Source organism: Cellulomonas sp. Marseille-Q8402 (genome assembly GCF_965119525.1).
On record NZ_CBCPLX010000001.1, the window covers coordinates 316,356 to 332,382 of the forward strand.

Genomic DNA, 16,027 nt, shown 5'->3' on the forward strand with positions numbered 1-16,027 from the left:
TCCCCGAGCGCCCGCAGCGTCGCGGCGATCGCCACGGGGTCGGCCCGCACGTCGGCGTCGACGTACACCCGGGGGAAGGACCGGGCCGCGTCGTCGCCGGCGGCCAGCGCCGCGGACTTCGAGGCCCGTCCCAGCTCCAGCACGCGCACGCCCGGGTACGAGCGGGCGACCGCCGCGGTCGCGTCGGAGCAGCCGTTGGCGACCACCAGCACCTCCACGCCCGCCGCCTGGGCCCACGGCGCGACCGGGCCGAGGAGCCGGCCCACCACGGTCGCCTCGTCGTGGGCGGGGACGACCACCGTCCCGGTCACGGTGCTGGTGTCGCCGCGGGCAGCAGCGGCCCCGCGCGTCGGTGCGGGCGGGTCGGCCACGGCGCGCGGCGGGACCGCCGTCGGCCGGGCCTGCGGCAGCGCGCGGCGGCGGGCCGGCACGAGCAGCGCGCCGACGGCCGACCGGTGGCCGGGGTCCCAGGTGCGGGCCGCCGAGCCCAGCGCGGTCACCGCGAGCGTCGCCCCGGCCACGGCGGCGGAACGGTGCTTGCGGGCGTAGCGCACCCGGTTGACCTGGAGCAGCGCGGTGAGCTGCGGACCGCTGCCGGAGCCGCCCTGCGCGTGCCGGACCCGGGCACCCGGCTCGAACCACACCTCCCAGCCCGCCTCGCGCGCCCGGCGGCAGTAGTCGGTCTCCTCGGAGTAGAGGAAGAACCGCTCGTCCCAGTCGCCGACCGACCACACGACCTCCGCGCGGATCAGCATCGCGGCGCCGGTTCCCCAGTCGACCGGGTGCGGCCAGGCGTAGGCCGTCGTGTCGCGCACCGTCTCGGACAGCCAGCCCGGCCGGTCGCCGAGGTGCCGGCCCAGCACCGCGTCGCCGAGCGAGCGGGCCACGGTCGGCTCCCGGCGCAGGGAGGGCGTCACCGCGCCGTCCTCGTCCAGGAGCAGCGGCAGCACGATCCCCGCGCGCGGGCGCTGCAGCCGCTGGAGCAGGGCGGCGACGGCACCGGGCTCCACGACCAGGTCGGGGTTGAGCACCAGCACCGCGTCGACGTCCATCAGGTGCATGAGGCCGACGTTGATCCCGCCCGCGTACCCCAGGTTGCCGTGTCCCGCCACGGTCACCACGTCCTCGTGGGCCCGCGCGCGCGCCAGAGTCCCGTCCGACGACCCGTTGTCGACGACGACGACGCGCATGAGGACGCCGGCGGCCTCGTGCCGCAGGCTGCCGATCAGCCGGTCCAGGTGCGCCTCGCTGTCGTAGGTGACGACCACCACGCCCACGGTCGCGCGGGCCGTGGCGGGGGCGAACGCCGGCGCGGCGGTGCGCTCGGCCTGGGTCGTCACGACAGCACGCCGGTGCTCAGGGCCGGCCGCGGGGCCGCGGCGGGCGTGCACGGGATGAGGACGAAGCTGCGGCGCGCCAGCACCTCGTACGCCGGCGGGCCGTCCAGCAGGTAGCGGCGGGCCAGGCGCCGCGGCTCCTGCGCCAGGCGCCAGGCCCACTCCATGCCGTGCTCGCGGACGACCTCGGGTGCCCGCTCCACCGCACCGGCGAGGAAGTCGACGACCGCCCCGAACGCCAGCAGCACGGACGCACCGGTCAGCGGCCCGTAGCGCACGATCCAGCGCTCCTGGCGCGGCTTGCCGAGGCCGACCACGAGGAGGTCCACGCGGGCGGCCCGGACCTTCTCGGCCCAGACCCGGCACCGGTCGGCGTCGTCGAGCTCGCGGCGCTCGGGGGACCACAGCCCGCCGACCACCAGGCCGGGCCGGTCGTCCGCGAGCCGCCTCGACAGCGCGTCCAGGACCTCGGGCCGGCCGCCCAGGAACCCGACCGTGAGCCCGCGCGCCTCCGCCTCGTCGAGGACCGGGTCGATCAGGTCGCTGCCCGCGAGCCGCGGCCACGGCCGGCCGGTCAGGTGCGTGGCGTGCCGGACCAGCGGGGCGCCGTCCAGCAGGTTCAGCCAGCGCACGGGCGGGCGGGCGCGGCGGTCGGCCCGCGCGCGGACGGCCCCGGCGTACGTCCCGGGGAAGGGCTCCCCGGCGTGGGGGTGCGCCCAGGCGAACGGGACCAGCGAGGAGGGCCCGTGGTAGCCGAAGTGGTGGATGTGGTCGAGGTTGGCGCTCATCACCCCGAGGGGCCAGGGGGCACCCGAGGCGGCGTGCCCGACGATCGTGGCGACGGCGTCGGGGGTGTCGAAGAGGTCGACCGGTGTGCCGCCGAGGAGGACACGCGGCCAGGCCAGACGTGCGTTCATGCTTCACCGTCCGGGTGGTCGGCTGCTGCAGGGAGTACCGGGGAGGGAGGACGCGGCCGGGTGCGGTCGGGGGACCGGCGGCCGGGCCGGGTGGGGTGCGGCGCGAGGCAGCGGCTCGAGGTGGCGCGCGCACTCGGGGCGTCGCGGACTGCTCCTCGGTCCTCGGCATCGCTGCTCGATCCTTCGGTCACGCCCCAGGGATCCTGCGGCCGTTCCGCAAGAAAGGGACATTTCGGACATCCAGGACACGAGGACCATAGGGTGTACCCCAGACGAGGGACAAGGGTGGTCCCCCCGTCCCGTCGCCCGTGCCGACGTCAGCCGGGTGAAATCGGGGAGCGCCGCCTGCCGGGCGGCCCCTACGCAGAGTCCGAAAAGGGGCTGTGCGTGTCGGTGGCGGTGCGTACCCTCACCTGAGTCGATCGCGGACGGCTCCCCCCGTCCGGCCGTGGTCGCGGACCTCGCCGCCCGCCCACCCAGGAGACCCACGTGCTCGGACGACTGCTGCTGCGCTACCTGCGCCCCTACCGATGGCTCCTCGCCGGCGTGCTGGTGTTCCAGCTCGGCTCGGCGCTCGCCATGCTCTACCTGCCCAGCCTCAACGCCGACATCATCGACCAGGGCGTGGCCCGCGGGGACACCGCTTACATCTGGCGGACCGGCGGCGCGATGCTCGCGGTGTCGCTCGGGCAGATCCTCGCCGCGATCGTCGCGACCTACTTCGCCGCACGCGCGGCGATGCAGGTCGGCCGCGACCTCCGCGACGACGTCTTCGGCCGGGTGAGCGGGTTCTCCGAGCGGGAGATCTCCCGGTTCGGCGCCGGCTCCCTGATCACCCGCAACACCAACGACGTCCAGCAGGTCCAGATGCTGGCGATGATGGGCGCGACCATGCTGGTCACCGCCCCGCTCCTGGCGATCGGCGGCGTCGTCATGGCGCTGCGCCAGGACGTCGGGCTCTCGTGGCTGATCGCCGTCTCCGTGCCGGTCCTGCTGCTGATCGCCGGCCTGGTGATCAGCCGGATGGTCCCGCTGTTCCGGTCCTACCAGGGCAAGCTCGACGCGGTGAACCGCATCATGCGCGAGCAGCTGACCGGCGTGCGCGTGGTCCGCGCGTTCGTCCGCGAGCCCATCGAGGCGGAGCGGTTCCGCGCCGCGAACACCGACATCATGGTGGTCGGGCGCAAGATCGGGTCGCTGTTCGTCGTGCTCTTCCCGCTCGCGATGCTCGTGCTCAACGTGACCGTGGTGGGCGTGATCTGGTTCGGCGGCATCGAGGTGGACGCCGGGAACGTGCAGATCGGCACGCTGCTGGCGTTCATGCAGTACATCGGCCAGATCCTCATGGGCGTGCTCATGGCCTCGTTCATGACGGTGATGATCCCGCGCGCCGCCGTGTCCGCCGAGCGCATCACCGAGGTGCTGGACAGCGAGTCCACGCTCGTCGAGCCCGAGGCGCCCGTCCTGGCGACGCCGGAGCCCGGGGAGGTGTCCTTCGAGGACGTCTCCTTCGCGTACCCCGAGGCCGAGCACCCCGTGCTGTCGGGCCTCACCTTCACGGCGCGGCCCGGGCAGACCCTCGCGATCATCGGGTCCACCGGCGCGGGCAAGACGACGCTGGTGTCCCTGATCCCGCGGCTGCTCGACCCGACCGAGGGCACGGTGCGCGTCGGCGGCGTCGACGCCCGGGAGGCCGACCTGGAGACCCTGTGGGCCGAGATCGGCCTCGTCCCGCAGCGGCCGTTCCTGTTCGCCGGCACCGTGGCGTCGAACCTGCGGCTCGGCCAGGAGGACGCGACCGACGCCGACCTGTGGCGCGCGCTGGAGATCGCCCAGGCGAGCGACTTCGTGCAGCAGATGGACGACGGGCTCGAGGCCCGGATCGCCCAGGGCGGCACCAACGTGTCCGGCGGGCAGCGGCAGCGGCTCGCGATCGCCCGGGCGATCGTCCGCCGGCCCCGGGTGCTCGTGTTCGACGACTCGTTCTCGGCCCTCGACCTCGCGACCGACGCCCGGCTCCGGCAGGCGCTGTGGCGCGAGCTGCCCGACGTCACCAAGATCGTGGTCGCGCAGCGGGTCTCCACGGTGACCGGTGCCGACGCGATCCTCGTCCTCGAGGACGGCCGCGTGGCCGGGCTCGGCACGCACGCCGAGCTGCTCGAGTCCAACCAGACCTACCGCGAGATCGCGGAGTCCCAGCTCGCGGTGGAGGCCGGCGCATGAGCAACGAGACCCTCACGGAGGACGAGAAGCTCGAGATCGAGCTCGGCGAGCAGGCGCGTCTGGCGTCGGACTCGTGGGACGGCGTGGCGCCGGGCAAGGCGGACAACTTCAAGGAGTCGTTCGGCCGCATGCTCGGGCTGCTCGCCCCGTACAAGGCCGCGCTGGTCGCGGTCACCCTGATGGGCACGGCCGCCGTGGTGCTGACCGTGCTCGCCCCGCGCGTCCTCGGCCGCGCGACCGACGTGGTCTTCACCGGCTTCGTGTCCCGGCAGCTCCCGGCCGGGATCACGCAGGAGCAGGCGGTCGAGGGGCTGCGCGCGGACGGCCAGGACCAGCTCGCCGGCATGGTCGAGGCGATCGACGGCCTCGTCCCGGGCGCGGGCGTCGACTTCGGTCTGCTCGGGCGCCTGCTGATGACGGTGCTGGCGCTGTACGTCGCCGGCGCGTTCCTGACCTGGTTGCAGGGCTACATCATCAACATCGTCATGGTCCGGGCGATGTGGCGGCTGCGGGAGTCCGTCGAGCTCAAGATCAACCGGCTGCCGCTCGCCTACTTCGACAAGGTGCAGCGCGGCGAGCTCATCTCCCGGGTCACCAACGACATCGACAACATCACGCAGACGATGCAGCAGTCGCTGTCCAGCGCGCTGACCTCGGTCCTCACCGTCATCGGCGTGCTGGTGATGATGTTCTCGATCTCCTGGCAGCTGGCCCTGGTCGCCCTGGTGTCGCTGCCGCTGATGGGCGTGATCTTCGGGGTCATCGGGCCGCGGTCCCAGAAGGCCTTCGGGCTGCAGTGGCGCAAGGTCGGCCGGCTGAACGCCCGCGTCGAGGAGTCGTTCTCCGGCCACGCGCTGGTCAAGGTCTTCGGCCGCCGCCGCGACTTCGCGGACCGGTTCCGCGCGGAGAACGAGGAGCTCTACCAGGCCTCGTTCAAGGCGCAGTTCCTCTCCGGGATCATCTGGCCCGGCATGTCGTTCGTCGGCAACCTCACGTACGTCGGCATCGCGGTGCTCGGCGGGCTGATGGTCGCCAACGGCACGATGCGCCTCGGCAGCGTGCAGGCGTTCATCCAGTACTCGCAGATGTTCACGCAGCCGCTGTCCGAGCTGGGCGGCATGGCCGCGGTGGTCCAGTCCGGCACGGCGTCCGCCGAGCGCGTCTTCCAGCTGCTCGACGAGGACGAGCAGGCCCCGGACGACGAGGACGCCCCGGCCCCGGCCGACGGCGACGGCACGATCGCGTTCGAGCACGTGTCGTTCTCGTACAGCCCCGAGCACCCGCTCATCACCGACCTGTCCTTCACGGTGCGCCCCGGTCAGACGGTCGCGATCGTCGGACCCACGGGCGCGGGCAAGACGACGCTGGTCAACCTGCTCATGCGGTTCTACGAGCTGGACGGCGGGCGGATCCTGGTCAACGGGCAGGACATCGCGACGCTCTCCCGGCACGACGCCCGGTCGCGCACCGGCATGGTGCTCCAGGACCCGTGGCTGTTCGCCGGCACGATCCGGGAGAACATCCGCTACGGCCTGCAGACGGCGACGGACGAGGAGATCCTCGACGCCGCCCGCGCGACCTACGTGGACCGGTTCGTGCACTCGCTGCCGCAGGGCTACGACACCGTGCTCGAGGAGGACGCCGCGAACCTGTCGGCGGGGGAGAAGCAGCTGCTGACGATCGCGCGCGCGTTCGTCGCCCAGCCCTCCGTGCTGATCCTCGACGAGGCGACGTCGTCGGTCGACACCCGCACCGAGCGGCTGCTGCAGCAGGCGATGGCCTCGCTGCGGCACGGCCGGACGTCGTTCGTCATCGCGCACCGCCTGTCGACCATCCGCGACGCCGACCTGATCCTCGTGATGGAGCAGGGCGCCATCGTGGAGAAGGGCACGCACGACGAGCTCATCACCGCCCGCGGCGCGTACCACCGGCTGTACCAGTCGCAGTTCGCCGGTGCCGCGGTCGAGGAGAACGCGTGACGGGCACCCCCGGATGGCAGCGGGTCGCGGCTCCACGCGGCCCGCTGCCGTCGGTGCCGACCGGGGTGGTCGCGGCCGTGACCCTCGTCCTCGCGTTCGCCGTCGTGCTGGGCACCGGGATCCGGGCGCTCGGCGGTGCGGTGCTGCTGCTCGGCGTCGCCTGGTGCGCCTGGCGGGCGCTGCCCGCGGCCGGCGTGGTCCGGGTGCTCGCGGTGGTGGTGCTGGGCGGCGTCTGCTTCGCGGGGGCGCACGTGCTGGCACCGGCCCTCGGCGCGTGGCTGTCGGTGGCGTTCGTGGCCTTCGTGCTGGCGGTCGGCACGACCCTGCTCCTCGACCTCCGCCCCTCGACCCCCTGACCCGGCCGCACCTGACCCGTGGCGCTGCCGCCTGACCGCAGGCCGAGGTCGTCACCTCGGCACGAGGTCGTCCCGCAGGACTGATGACCTGGTGCGCGTGGGACGACCTCGGCCCCCGCTACGCGTCGACCAGCTCGGCCGCGGGCGCCGGCGTCCCCCGACGGGTCAGCGGCCCCCGCAGGCCGAGGTGCTCGCGCAGCGTGCTGCCGGTGTACGCGGTGCGGTAAGCGCCACGCTCCTGGAGCGCGGGCACGACCCGGTCGACGATGTCGTCGAGCCCGGACGGGACGATCCAGGGGCTGATGTTGAACCCGTCGACCGCCCCGGTCCGGACGAACCGCACCAGCTGCTCGGCCACGGCCGACGGTGTCCCGACGAACCCGCCCTCGCCCGCGACGCGGATGGCGAGCTCGCGGATCGACAGCCCGTCGGCCTCGGCGATCGCGCGCCACCGGGCGGCGATCTCGAGAGTCCGGGCGCCGGTGGTGGACGAGCCGCCCTCACCTCCGAGCTCGGCGACCGCGGGGTCGTGCGCGGGCAGCGGGCCGTCGGGGTCGTAGCCGCTGAGGTCCTCCGCCCAGATGGTGCCGACGAGGTGCAGCGCCGTGGCCGGGGTGACCTGCTGCCGGCGGACCCAGCGGGCCTTCTCCTCGGCGTCGGCCGGCGTGTCGCCGACCACGATGGCGGTGCCGGGAAAGATCTTCACGTCGTCCGCGGGCCGACCCGCCGCGACGACGCGGGACCGGATGTCGGCGGCGAAGTCGAGCGCGTCCGCGAGCACGCTGCCGTGCCGGGAGAAGATCACGTCCGCCGAGCGCGCCGCGAAGTCCCGCCCCTGCGCGGAGTCGCCGGCCTGGAAGATCACCGGGTGGCCCTGCGGGCTGCGCGGCGTCGTGGGGTCGATCTCGGCGTCGAGCAGCGGTCCGTGCACGGAGACGTGCCCGACCGGACCGCCGGCGTCGGGTCGGTCGGGCCAGGCGTCCCAGACGCGGCGCGCCGTCGCGAGCACCTGGGCGGCGCGCTCGTACCGGTCGGCGTGGTCGAGGTAGCCGCCGCGGCGGAAGTTCGCCCCGGTCCACGCGTTGTCCGTGGTGACCACGTTCCACGCGGCACGGCCGCCGGACAGCACGTCGAGGCTCGCGAGCCGGCGGGCCAGATCCACCGGGTCGTTGTAGGTGGTGTTCTGCGTCGCGACCAGGCCGATCCGCTCGGTGACGGCCGCGAGCGCCGCCAGCTGGGTGATCGCGTCGGGGCGGCCGACGACGTCGAGGTCGTGCAGCTGCCCGCGGCTCTCGCGCAGCCGCAGGCCCTCGCCCAGGAAGAACGCGTCGAACAACCCGCGCTCGGCGGTCCGGGCGACGCGCTCGAAGGACGCGAAGCCGGTCTGGGAGCCGGACTCGGGGTCGGACCAGACGGTGGTGTGGTTGACGCCCTGGAAGAAGACGCCGAGGTGGACCTCCGCGTCGGGCCGGGTGATCGGGGGCTCGGTGTGCGCAGTCATCGTGCTGCTCCTCAGGCGGTGCGGCGGGCGGCGCCCGCGAAGCGGTTGGCGGGCCTGGTCAGGCCCAGGTGGTCGCGCAGGGTGGCGCCGGACCGGGGTGCGGCCGTGAGCCGCGCGGCGCGCAGGGCGGGCAGCACGTCCCGCGCGAGCACGGGCAGGTCCACGTCCAGCACGGCGGGCAGCAGGCGGACCCCGTCGACCGACGGGTCGGCGGCGAGCTCGGTGAGCAGCGCCAGGAGGCCGGCGGCGTCACCGACGTGCCGGAGCGGGGCACCTGCCGACCAGGGACCGGCTGCGTCGAGCTCGGTCAGGCGGTCCCGCGCGCGTCGGCCGGGGGTGTCGAGCACGAGCTCGACCTCGATCGCGGCCAGCGCGGCGCCGGCCGTGCGCGCGGCCGCGGCGGACCTGCGCGCGGCCGCGACGTCCGGCCCCCCGACGAGGGCGACGTCCACCAGCTCCTCGTCCCGCTCGCCCGGTGCCACGTCGCCGGGCCGGGCGAGCACGACCAGCTGCCCCTGCGGCGGGCGGGGCGTGATCAGCGGCCCGACCACGGAGAAGCTCTCCCCGGTGAAGTCCACGCGGTGGATCCGCTCGCGGTCGACGTACCGGCCGGTGGCGACGTCGCGGATCACGGCGTCGTCCTCCCACGAGTCCCAGAGGTCGCGCACCACCTGGACGACGTCGCGGGCCTCCCGGTCGAGGTCGGGCACCGCGGCGCGGCCGTAGGCGGCGGGCGTCGCCCCGCCCGGGGTGACGGCGGCGATCCAGCCGCCGCGGCCGGAGGCGGCCAGGTCGAGCGCCGCGAGCTGCGCGGCGACGTGGAACGGCTCCGGGTAGGTGGTCGGCACCTCGGGCACCAGGCCGATCGCCGTGGTGGTGCGGGAGACGAACGCGGCGCGGGTCACGGCCTCGAGCCGGGCCGCGGTGGTGGCGCCGGGGGTCGCGGGCAGGACGGCGTCCGCGAACGACGCGAACGTGAGGCCGGCGTTCTCCGCGTGCCGCACGGTGCGGGCCAGGCGGGCGCCGGAGACGAGGTCGGCGGCGGGCAGCCCGGACGCGGCGGCGGCCGCGGGGTGGCTGCCGGCGCCGTCGACGTCGAGGCCGAGGAACAGCGGGGGGACGGTCATGTCAGGGCTCCGGAAAGGTGGTGGGGGACGGCGGCGCGGCGGCGTCAGAGCGCCGAGTGGTCGCCGATCCGGTGGTAGCTGCGGTCGTGGTAGACGAGCGGCGACGCCGTGGCGGCGGCGGGTGCGTCGGCCGCGGCGCTCGAGGACAGCGCGCGCAGGGACACGAGGTAGCTGTCGCCGACCGGCGTGCGCTGGAGCACGCGGGCGCGCACCCAGGACACGGCACCGTCGATGACGGGCTCGCCGGTGGTCAGGGACGTCCAGCCGCCGTCGGCGAACCGGTCGACGCCGCTGGTCGCGAACCGGGCCGACACGTCGTCCTGGTGGTCGGCCAGGAAGCTGACCGCCAGCGTCGGGGCCGCGGACACCGCGGGCCACGACGAGGACGTCGACGCCAGCGAGAACGCCAGCAGCGGCGGCGCCGCCGACACGGAGATCACCGAGGTCGCGGTGAACCCGACCGGGCGCCCCTCGTGGCGCAGCGCAACCACGGCCACGCCGGCGGGGTGCCGGCGGAACACGGACTTGAACTGCTGCGGGTCGAGCTGCGGCTCGTCCTGCTCGGCCAGGAGGTGCTCCAGGGCGTCGAGGTCGGCGCGCTCGGCGGTCACCGCGCCACCGCCGCGAGCCCGGCGTCGGCGCCGGCGGCGCGGCGCAGCGCCGGCTCGGCCCGCACGAGCCAGGTGTCGAGGACGGCGTCCAGGTCGGCCAGCTGCCCCTCGGTGACGGTGAGCGAGCGGGTCGGCACGACCGCGCCGAGCTCGACCAGGACGGGGCGCAGGTGCACCTCGCCGACCAGCGCGTGCGCGGGGTTGCCGGACACGACGAGCGGCACGACGACGACGCCCGTGAGGCCGTCGGGGCCGTACAGGTCGAGGAACGCCTTCAGCAGGCCCGTGTAGGAGGCCTTGTAGACCGGGGTCGCGACCACCGCGACGTCGGCGGCGGCGAGCCGGGCCAGCGCGGCGTCGGCGGCGGGGTGCACGGGGGTGAGCAGCTCCCCGGCGATCTCCGCGAGGTCGACGGTGGCCACCTCGGGGGAACCACCGAGCAGGGCGGCGACGCGGTCGGCGGCCGCGCGGGCCGCGAGCAGGGTGCGGGAGCCGGGTCGCGGGTTGCCGGAGACGGCGACGACGGCAGGGGGACGGGACGTCATGGAGTGCCTCGCAAAGGGTCGATCACGCTTGCCGCGCGGCGGAGCGGGCACCCTCGCGGGCGTCCGGCCGACGGCCAGGTCATCTCCCGGAGCACCCCGCCGTGATGTGGGGTTGCTGCCCAGCGAGCCGGGGCTTGGCGCTGGGACTCTCGACCTGGGCGGGTGTCTAGCAGCGATGCGGCCCAGCACCGAGCAGGTGCCGCCGACTTCTCACGATCCGGGACCGTGCGTCCCGCTGGGACCTTCGTCCCGTGACAACGCTCCGCGATGCGAGACGCGGCACGGATTCGTTGACGCGGGCGGACGCCGGTTCGTATGTTCCCCGGCACCGGACCACGACGACGGACTCCCTGGGGAGCCAGCGCGTCGGCGGGGTCCGGCAGGTCATGAGCTCCGACACCAAGCCCCGGCTCGTCGGACGGCAACCCCCGCGTGGGTGGGTGCCCCGGGTGAGGACCAGGTCCGCTGCCGACCGGCAGCGGGCAACGCGCGAGCCCGCCCCGGCGGGCGCAGGAGGAGATCGCATGATCCGGAGCACGGTGGCGCCGCCCGCGCACCCGCTCTCCCTGCGCGAGCACGGCCGGCCGTCCCCGGCCGGCCGGCCGGGCGCGACGCGGGGCACCGCCGTCCCCGAACGGAGCCGTCATGCCCGCCTCCTCCCCGAGCCCGGCCGGAGCCGCTGTGCCGCACGAGCCGCACGACCCGCCGCACGAGCCGCCCGACCTCGGCGCGACGCACGTCGTCCTCGGCGTCGACCTCAGCGCGGTCGGCGCGCGCCCGGGTGAGCACGGGCCGCTCGCCACGGTGGCGGCGCGCCCGTTCGACGGCGAGCGCCTCGCCCGGCTGGTGCACCGCGCCGACCGCGGGTTGCTCGACCTGGTCGTGCTCGGCGACGCGCTGCTGCTGCACCCCGGCCGGCGCCAGGTGCCCGGCCGGTTCGACGCCGCCGTGGCCGCCGCCCGCGTGGCACCGCTCGCGTCGCAGACCGCGCTGGTCGCCGGCGTGGCGCACCGCGAGGTCGAGCCGGCGCACCTGGCGGCCGCGATCCGCGGCGTCCAGCGGGCCGGCGCCCTCGCGGGCTGGCAGCTCGCGGCGCCGGCCGGGTACCGGGACGAGGCCGACGACGCCGCCTGGGCGGCCGACGCCGCGGCCGCGCTCGCCGCCGTCGTCGCGGCGTGGGACGGCGGGCAGGACGCCGGGGCCGTCCGGCGCGACGGGCAGGGGCGGTACCGGGTGGACCACGAGGGCATCCGGTTCGCGGTGCGCGGCCGGGCGGCGGCCGCGCCCGCGCCCGGCGCCGGTGTCCGCCCGCTCGTCGTGGTCCCCGTGACCGGGCCGGCAGGCGCGGCGGTCGCGGGCCGGTACGCCGACGTGGCGCGGGTGGCCGTCCCCGACCCGGCGAGCGGTGCCCGCCTGCGGCAGCTGGTGCGGTCCGCCGCGACGGCGGCCGGCCGGCGCGCGGACGCCGTGCGGGTCCTGGCGGACGTCGACGTCGCGCTCGCCGACGACCGGGCGAGCGCCGCGGCCCGCCTCGACCTCGTCCGCGCCGTCGAGCGTCCCGGCGACGCCGAGCCCGGCCGGGCGGGGGACCGCGCGCTGGTGCTCGCCGGCACCGGGGCGGACCTGGCCGGTGTCGCCGCGGACTGGGTCCGGGCCGGCGCGGCCGACGGCTTCGTCGTCCGGCCCTCGTCACCGGAGGCCGACCTGGACGCGCTGGTCGACCGCGTCGTCCCCGCGCTGCAGCAGGCGGGCCTCTTCCGGCTCCGGCCCGCCCCGCCCGCCCCGCCCGACCGGCCCCGCCAGTCCGACGTCCGACCCCTTCACCCGATCGAGGTGACCCGATGACCACGACGAGCCTGCCGCACCCGCGGCCGGCCGACCCGGCGCGGCTGACCGTGCGCGCGGTCCGCCTGCAGGACCCGCTGGTGGGCCCGCTGCTGGACGGCCTGGCGCACGAGTACAGCACCCGCTACACCGGCCTGCTGACGCCGGCGCAGCTGCGCGACGAGCTGCAGCACGACGGCGCCGACGAGATCGCGCCCCCGGACGGCGAGCTCGTGCTCGTCCTGGAGGAGGGCGCGCCGGTGGCCGGCGGGGCCTTCCGCCGGCGGACCGAGCCCGAGCACGGCGACGCCGCGCGCCTCGCCGACCCCGCTGCCCGCGACGCGGACGGCGCACCCGCCGTGCCGACCGCCGAGCTCAAGCGCATCTGGACGCACGCCGAGCACCGGCGCCGCGGCCTGGCCCGCGTGGTGCTCGACGAGCTCGAGGCGCGCGCGGCCGCCCGGGGGTACCCGCGGCTGTACCTGACCACCGGTCCCCGTCAGCCCGAGGCGGTCGGCCTGTACCTCGCGGCGGGCTACACGCCGTTGTTCGAGCCGGCCGACTACCCGGGCGAGCTCGTGCCGCACGCCTTCGAGAAGTGGCTGGTGCAGCGGTGAGCGCCCCGGCAGCCGTCGTGGTCGAGCCGCCCGCGGGCCCGCCGGCGACCGCCACGGCGCTGGCCGACCTGCCGGTGCTGCCCGCCCGGCACCCCGGCCGCTGGGTCGCGACGGCCGGCGTAGCCGTACTGCTCGCGATGGTGCTCAGCTCCCTGCTGACCAACCCGCAGTGGGAGTGGGACGTCGTCGCGCAGTACCTGACCTGGCCGTCGGTGCTGCAGGGCGTGTGGGCGACGATCCGGCTCACGGCCGTCGCGGCGGTGATCGGGTTCGGGCTCGGCACGGTGCTCGCGCTCATGCGGCTGTCCCGGTCGCCGCTGCTGCGCTCGGTGTCCTGGGCGTACTCGTGGGTGTTCCGGTCGGTGCCGCTGATCCTGCAGCTGCTGCTCTGGTACAACCTCGCGTACCTGTACCCCGAGCTGTCGCTGGGCATCCCGTTCGGACCGCCGTTCCTCGCGTTCGACACCCTGGACGTGGTCGACAAGTTCGGCGCCGCGGTGCTGGGCCTCGGGCTGTCGCAGGCGGCGTACTCGGCGGAGATCGTGCGGGCCGGCATCCTCGGCGTCGACCAGGGGCAGCACGAGGCCGCCGCGGCGCTCGGCATCCCGCGCGCCCGGCAGCAGCTGCGGATCGTGCTGCCGCAGGCCATGCGCACGGTCGTCCCGACGTCGGTCAACGAGATCATCGGCCTGCTCAAGGGCACGTCCGTGGTCTACGTGCTGGCGTACGGCGAGCTGTTCTACACGGTGGGCGTGATCTACGGCCGCAACCAGCGGGTCGTCCCGCTGCTGATCGTCGCGGCCCTGTGGTACCTCGCGACCACCACGGTGCTGACCGTCGCCCAGTACTACCTGGAGCGGCACCACGCGAAGGGCGCCCTGCGCACCCTGCCGCCGACGCCGTTCCAGCGGCTGCGGTGGACGCTCGGCGTCGCCGCCGCGCGGGCGACCGGTCGGCCGCTGCCCGCCGACCTGCCGCCGTCGTTCCTGTCCGGACCCGCCGGCACGCGGCGCGGCCACCTCACCCGCGCCGGCGCACGCCGGGACGCCCACCTCGAGACCCCGCGCGACGGAGGCCCGGCATGACCACCACGCTGCCCCGGACGGCGATCGCCCCGATCGCCGCGCCCGACGCCCGCCCCGCCGGCGGCCACCTGCAGATCCACGGCCTGCACAAGTCCTACGGGACGCTCGAGGTGCTCCGGGACGTCGACCTCGAGGTCCGGCCGGGCGAGGTCACCGCGATCCTGGGCCCGTCCGGCTCCGGCAAGTCGACGCTGCTGCGGCTGATCAACCACCTGGAGCGGCCCGACCGCGGATTCGTGGCGCTGGACGGCGAGGTGATCGGGTACGCGCAGCAGCGGACCCGTCGCCGCGGACGCGGGCCGGTGCTGCGCGAGCTCACCGAGCGCGACGTGCTGCGCCAGCGCACCCGCATCGGGTTCGTGTTCCAGAACTTCCACCTGTTCCCGCACCTGACCGCGCTGGAGAACGTCGTCGAGGCGCCCGTCTCGGCGCAGGGCCGCGACCGCACCGAGGTCGAGGCCGAGGCCCGGGCGCTGCTCGCCCGCGTCGGCCTGGCCGACAAGGCGGACGCGCGGCCCCGGCAGCTGTCCGGCGGCCAGCAGCAGCGCGTCGCCATCGCCCGGGCGCTGGCGATGCGGCCGTCGCTGCTGCTGTTCGACGAGCCGACGTCCGCGCTCGACCCCGAGCTGGTCGGCGAGGTGCTCGCCGTCATCCAGGGGCTCGCGCACGGCGGCACGACGCTCGTGGTCGTCACCCACGAGGTCGGGTTCGCCCGCGACGTGGCCGACACCGTCGTGTTCATGGACGCCGGCGTCGTCGTCGAGCAGGGCCCCGCGGCCCAGGTGCTCACCGCGCCCGCCCACGCCCGCACCCGCGCGTTCCTCGACAAGGTCCGCTGACTCCTTCCTCCCCTCACCCCTTCCCCGAGAGGTACCTCCCGATGACCACCACCACGACGCGCCCGGTCCTGCGGCGCCGACCCGTGCGCGCCGCCCTGGCCGCCCTCCCGGTCCTGGCCCTGCTCGCCGCCTGCGGCGGGACCTCCGACGCCGCCGAGAACGGCGAGGTCGGCGACGAGCTGCAGGCCGCCGCCGAGGCAGCCGGGCTCGAGGTCGACACCTCGCCCGAGCAGGACCGGATCCGCACCACCGAGAACCCCGACGCGATCGCGCTGCTCCCGCCGGAGCTCGCCGACAAGGACACGTTCACCGTCGCGGTCAGCGCGTACGTCGCGCCGCTGGCGTTCCTCGCGGACGACGACGCGACCCCGATCGGCCACGAGACCGACATCGCGCAGCTGGTCGCCGACGCGCTCGGCAAGGACCTGGACCTGCAGGTCAAGGCCTGGGCCGACTGGCCGCTGGCCGTCCAGTCCGGCGACGTCGACGCAGTGATCTCCAACGTCACCGTCACCGAGGAGCGCAAGGAGACGTTCGACTTCTCCTCGTACCGCAACGACGAGCTCGGCTGGCTGGTGAAGGCCGGCAGCGACATCACCGAGATCGACGAGGCCGCGGACATCGCCGGCCTGACCGTCGCCGTCGGGTCGGGCACCAACCAGGAGAAGATCCTGCTCGCCTGGAACGCGGAGAACCAGGAGGCCGGGCTCGACCCGGTGCAGGTGGAGTACTTCGAGAACGACGGCGACACGATCCTCGCCCTGCAGTCGGGCCGGATCGACGCCTCGTTCGGGCCCAACGCCACCGCCGCGTACAAGGCCAAGGTCTCGCCGCAGGACTTCACGGTGGTCGGCACGCTGAACGGCGGCTGGCCGGACACCGCGCAGATCGCCGTCACCACGCTCAAGGGCAGCGGCTACGCCGAGGCGGTCACCGCCGCGCTGCAGGGCGCGTTCGACGACGGCAGCTACCAGCAGGTCCTGGAGCGCTGGGGCCTGGAGGACGAGGCCATCGAGGCGCCGGAGACCAACCCGCCCGGCCTGCCCACGACGTCCTGACGCCCACC

The 16,027-nt window shown here is 75.4% G+C and carries 13 protein-coding genes, 1 pseudogene and 2 riboswitches; of the genes and pseudogenes, 8 read left to right on the top strand and 6 right to left on the bottom strand.

Going from position 1 to position 16,027, the window contains the following annotated elements:
- Nucleotides 1–11 precede the first annotated feature (11 nt).
- Together ACWPWW_RS01475 and ACWPWW_RS01480 are read right to left on the bottom strand one after the other, a co-directional pair.
- Nucleotides 12–1,391, bottom strand: a pseudogene (locus ACWPWW_RS01475) (glycosyltransferase family 2 protein); the annotation flags it as partial.
- Nucleotides 1,337–2,254 carry a WecB/TagA/CpsF family glycosyltransferase gene (locus ACWPWW_RS01480; RefSeq protein WP_454048572.1) on the bottom strand — a complete coding sequence of 306 codons (918 nt, stop codon included), beginning with the start codon at nt 2,252–2,254 and terminating at the stop codon, nt 1,337–1,339. The pseudogene ACWPWW_RS01475 and the gene ACWPWW_RS01480, both read right to left, overlap by 55 nt.
- 489 nt (nt 2,255–2,743) lie before the next feature.
- Between ACWPWW_RS01480 and ACWPWW_RS01485 the strand changes: the two genes are divergently transcribed.
- Genes ACWPWW_RS01485 through ACWPWW_RS01495 form a run of 3 tightly spaced genes read left to right on the top strand, consistent with a single transcriptional unit; the run spans nt 2,744 to nt 6,812 of the window.
- On the top strand, nt 2,744–4,477 hold the full coding sequence (locus ACWPWW_RS01485) for an ABC transporter ATP-binding protein (protein ID WP_454048573.1): 1,734 nt from the start codon (nt 2,744–2,746) through the stop codon (nt 4,475–4,477).
- On the top strand, nt 4,474–6,456 hold the full coding sequence (locus ACWPWW_RS01490; RefSeq protein ID WP_454048574.1) for an ABC transporter ATP-binding protein: 1,983 nt from the start codon (nt 4,474–4,476) through the stop codon (nt 6,454–6,456). Before ACWPWW_RS01485 ends, ACWPWW_RS01490 begins: the two co-directional genes overlap by 4 nt.
- A complete protein-coding gene (locus ACWPWW_RS01495; protein WP_454048575.1) occupies nt 6,453–6,812 on the top strand; it encodes a hypothetical protein in 360 nt (119 codons plus the stop codon). Before ACWPWW_RS01490 ends, ACWPWW_RS01495 begins: the two co-directional genes overlap by 4 nt.
- A 118-nt stretch (nt 6,813–6,930) precedes the next feature.
- Here ACWPWW_RS01495 and ACWPWW_RS01500 read toward each other — a convergent pair whose 3' ends face one another.
- The 4 genes from ACWPWW_RS01500 to ACWPWW_RS01515 are packed head-to-tail and all read right to left on the bottom strand — an operon-like array spanning nt 6,931 to nt 10,596.
- Nucleotides 6,931–8,313 (bottom strand): NtaA/DmoA family FMN-dependent monooxygenase, encoded by a 1,383-nt coding sequence (locus tag ACWPWW_RS01500; protein ID WP_454048576.1) that lies wholly within the window; start codon nt 8,311–8,313, stop codon nt 6,931–6,933.
- Nucleotides 8,314–8,324: 11 nt separating this feature from the next.
- Nucleotides 8,325–9,440, bottom strand: a complete 1,116-nt coding sequence (locus ACWPWW_RS01505) for an LLM class flavin-dependent oxidoreductase (RefSeq protein ID WP_454048577.1) — start codon at nt 9,438–9,440, stop codon at nt 8,325–8,327.
- Nucleotides 9,441–9,484: 44 nt separating this feature from the next.
- A complete protein-coding gene (locus tag ACWPWW_RS01510) occupies nt 9,485–10,051 on the bottom strand; it encodes a flavin reductase family protein (RefSeq protein WP_454048578.1) in 567 nt (188 codons plus the stop codon).
- Nucleotides 10,048–10,596, bottom strand: coding sequence for an NAD(P)H-dependent oxidoreductase (locus ACWPWW_RS01515; protein WP_454048579.1), 549 nt, complete (start codon nt 10,594–10,596; stop codon nt 10,048–10,050). The genes ACWPWW_RS01510 and ACWPWW_RS01515 overlap by 4 nt, the downstream gene beginning before the upstream one ends.
- A gap of 19 nt (nt 10,597–10,615) precedes the next feature.
- Nucleotides 10,616–10,751, bottom strand: a riboswitch (SAM riboswitch).
- 227 nt (nt 10,752–10,978) lie between these two features.
- Nucleotides 10,979–11,092: riboswitch (SAM riboswitch) on the top strand.
- A gap of 149 nt (nt 11,093–11,241) precedes the next feature.
- On the opposite strand from ACWPWW_RS01515, the gene ACWPWW_RS01520 reads away from it, so the two are divergent.
- The 5 genes from ACWPWW_RS01520 to ACWPWW_RS01540 are packed head-to-tail and all read left to right on the top strand — an operon-like array spanning nt 11,242 to nt 16,019.
- On the top strand, nt 11,242–12,441 hold the full coding sequence (locus tag ACWPWW_RS01520; protein WP_454048580.1) for an LLM class flavin-dependent oxidoreductase: 1,200 nt from the start codon (nt 11,242–11,244) through the stop codon (nt 12,439–12,441).
- Nucleotides 12,438–13,037, top strand: a complete 600-nt coding sequence (locus ACWPWW_RS01525; protein WP_454048581.1) for a GNAT family N-acetyltransferase — start codon at nt 12,438–12,440, stop codon at nt 13,035–13,037. Before ACWPWW_RS01520 ends, ACWPWW_RS01525 begins: the two co-directional genes overlap by 4 nt.
- A complete protein-coding gene (locus ACWPWW_RS01530) occupies nt 13,034–14,122 on the top strand; it encodes an amino acid ABC transporter permease (protein ID WP_454048582.1) in 1,089 nt (362 codons plus the stop codon). Before ACWPWW_RS01525 ends, ACWPWW_RS01530 begins: the two co-directional genes overlap by 4 nt.
- Nucleotides 14,119–14,961 (top strand): amino acid ABC transporter ATP-binding protein, encoded by an 843-nt coding sequence (locus ACWPWW_RS01535; RefSeq protein ID WP_454048583.1) that lies wholly within the window; start codon nt 14,119–14,121, stop codon nt 14,959–14,961. The genes ACWPWW_RS01530 and ACWPWW_RS01535 overlap by 4 nt, the downstream gene beginning before the upstream one ends.
- 41 nt (nt 14,962–15,002) lie before the next feature.
- Nucleotides 15,003–16,019, top strand: a complete 1,017-nt coding sequence (locus ACWPWW_RS01540) for an ABC transporter substrate-binding protein (protein ID WP_454048584.1) — start codon at nt 15,003–15,005, stop codon at nt 16,017–16,019.
- Nucleotides 16,020–16,027 lie beyond the last annotated feature (8 nt).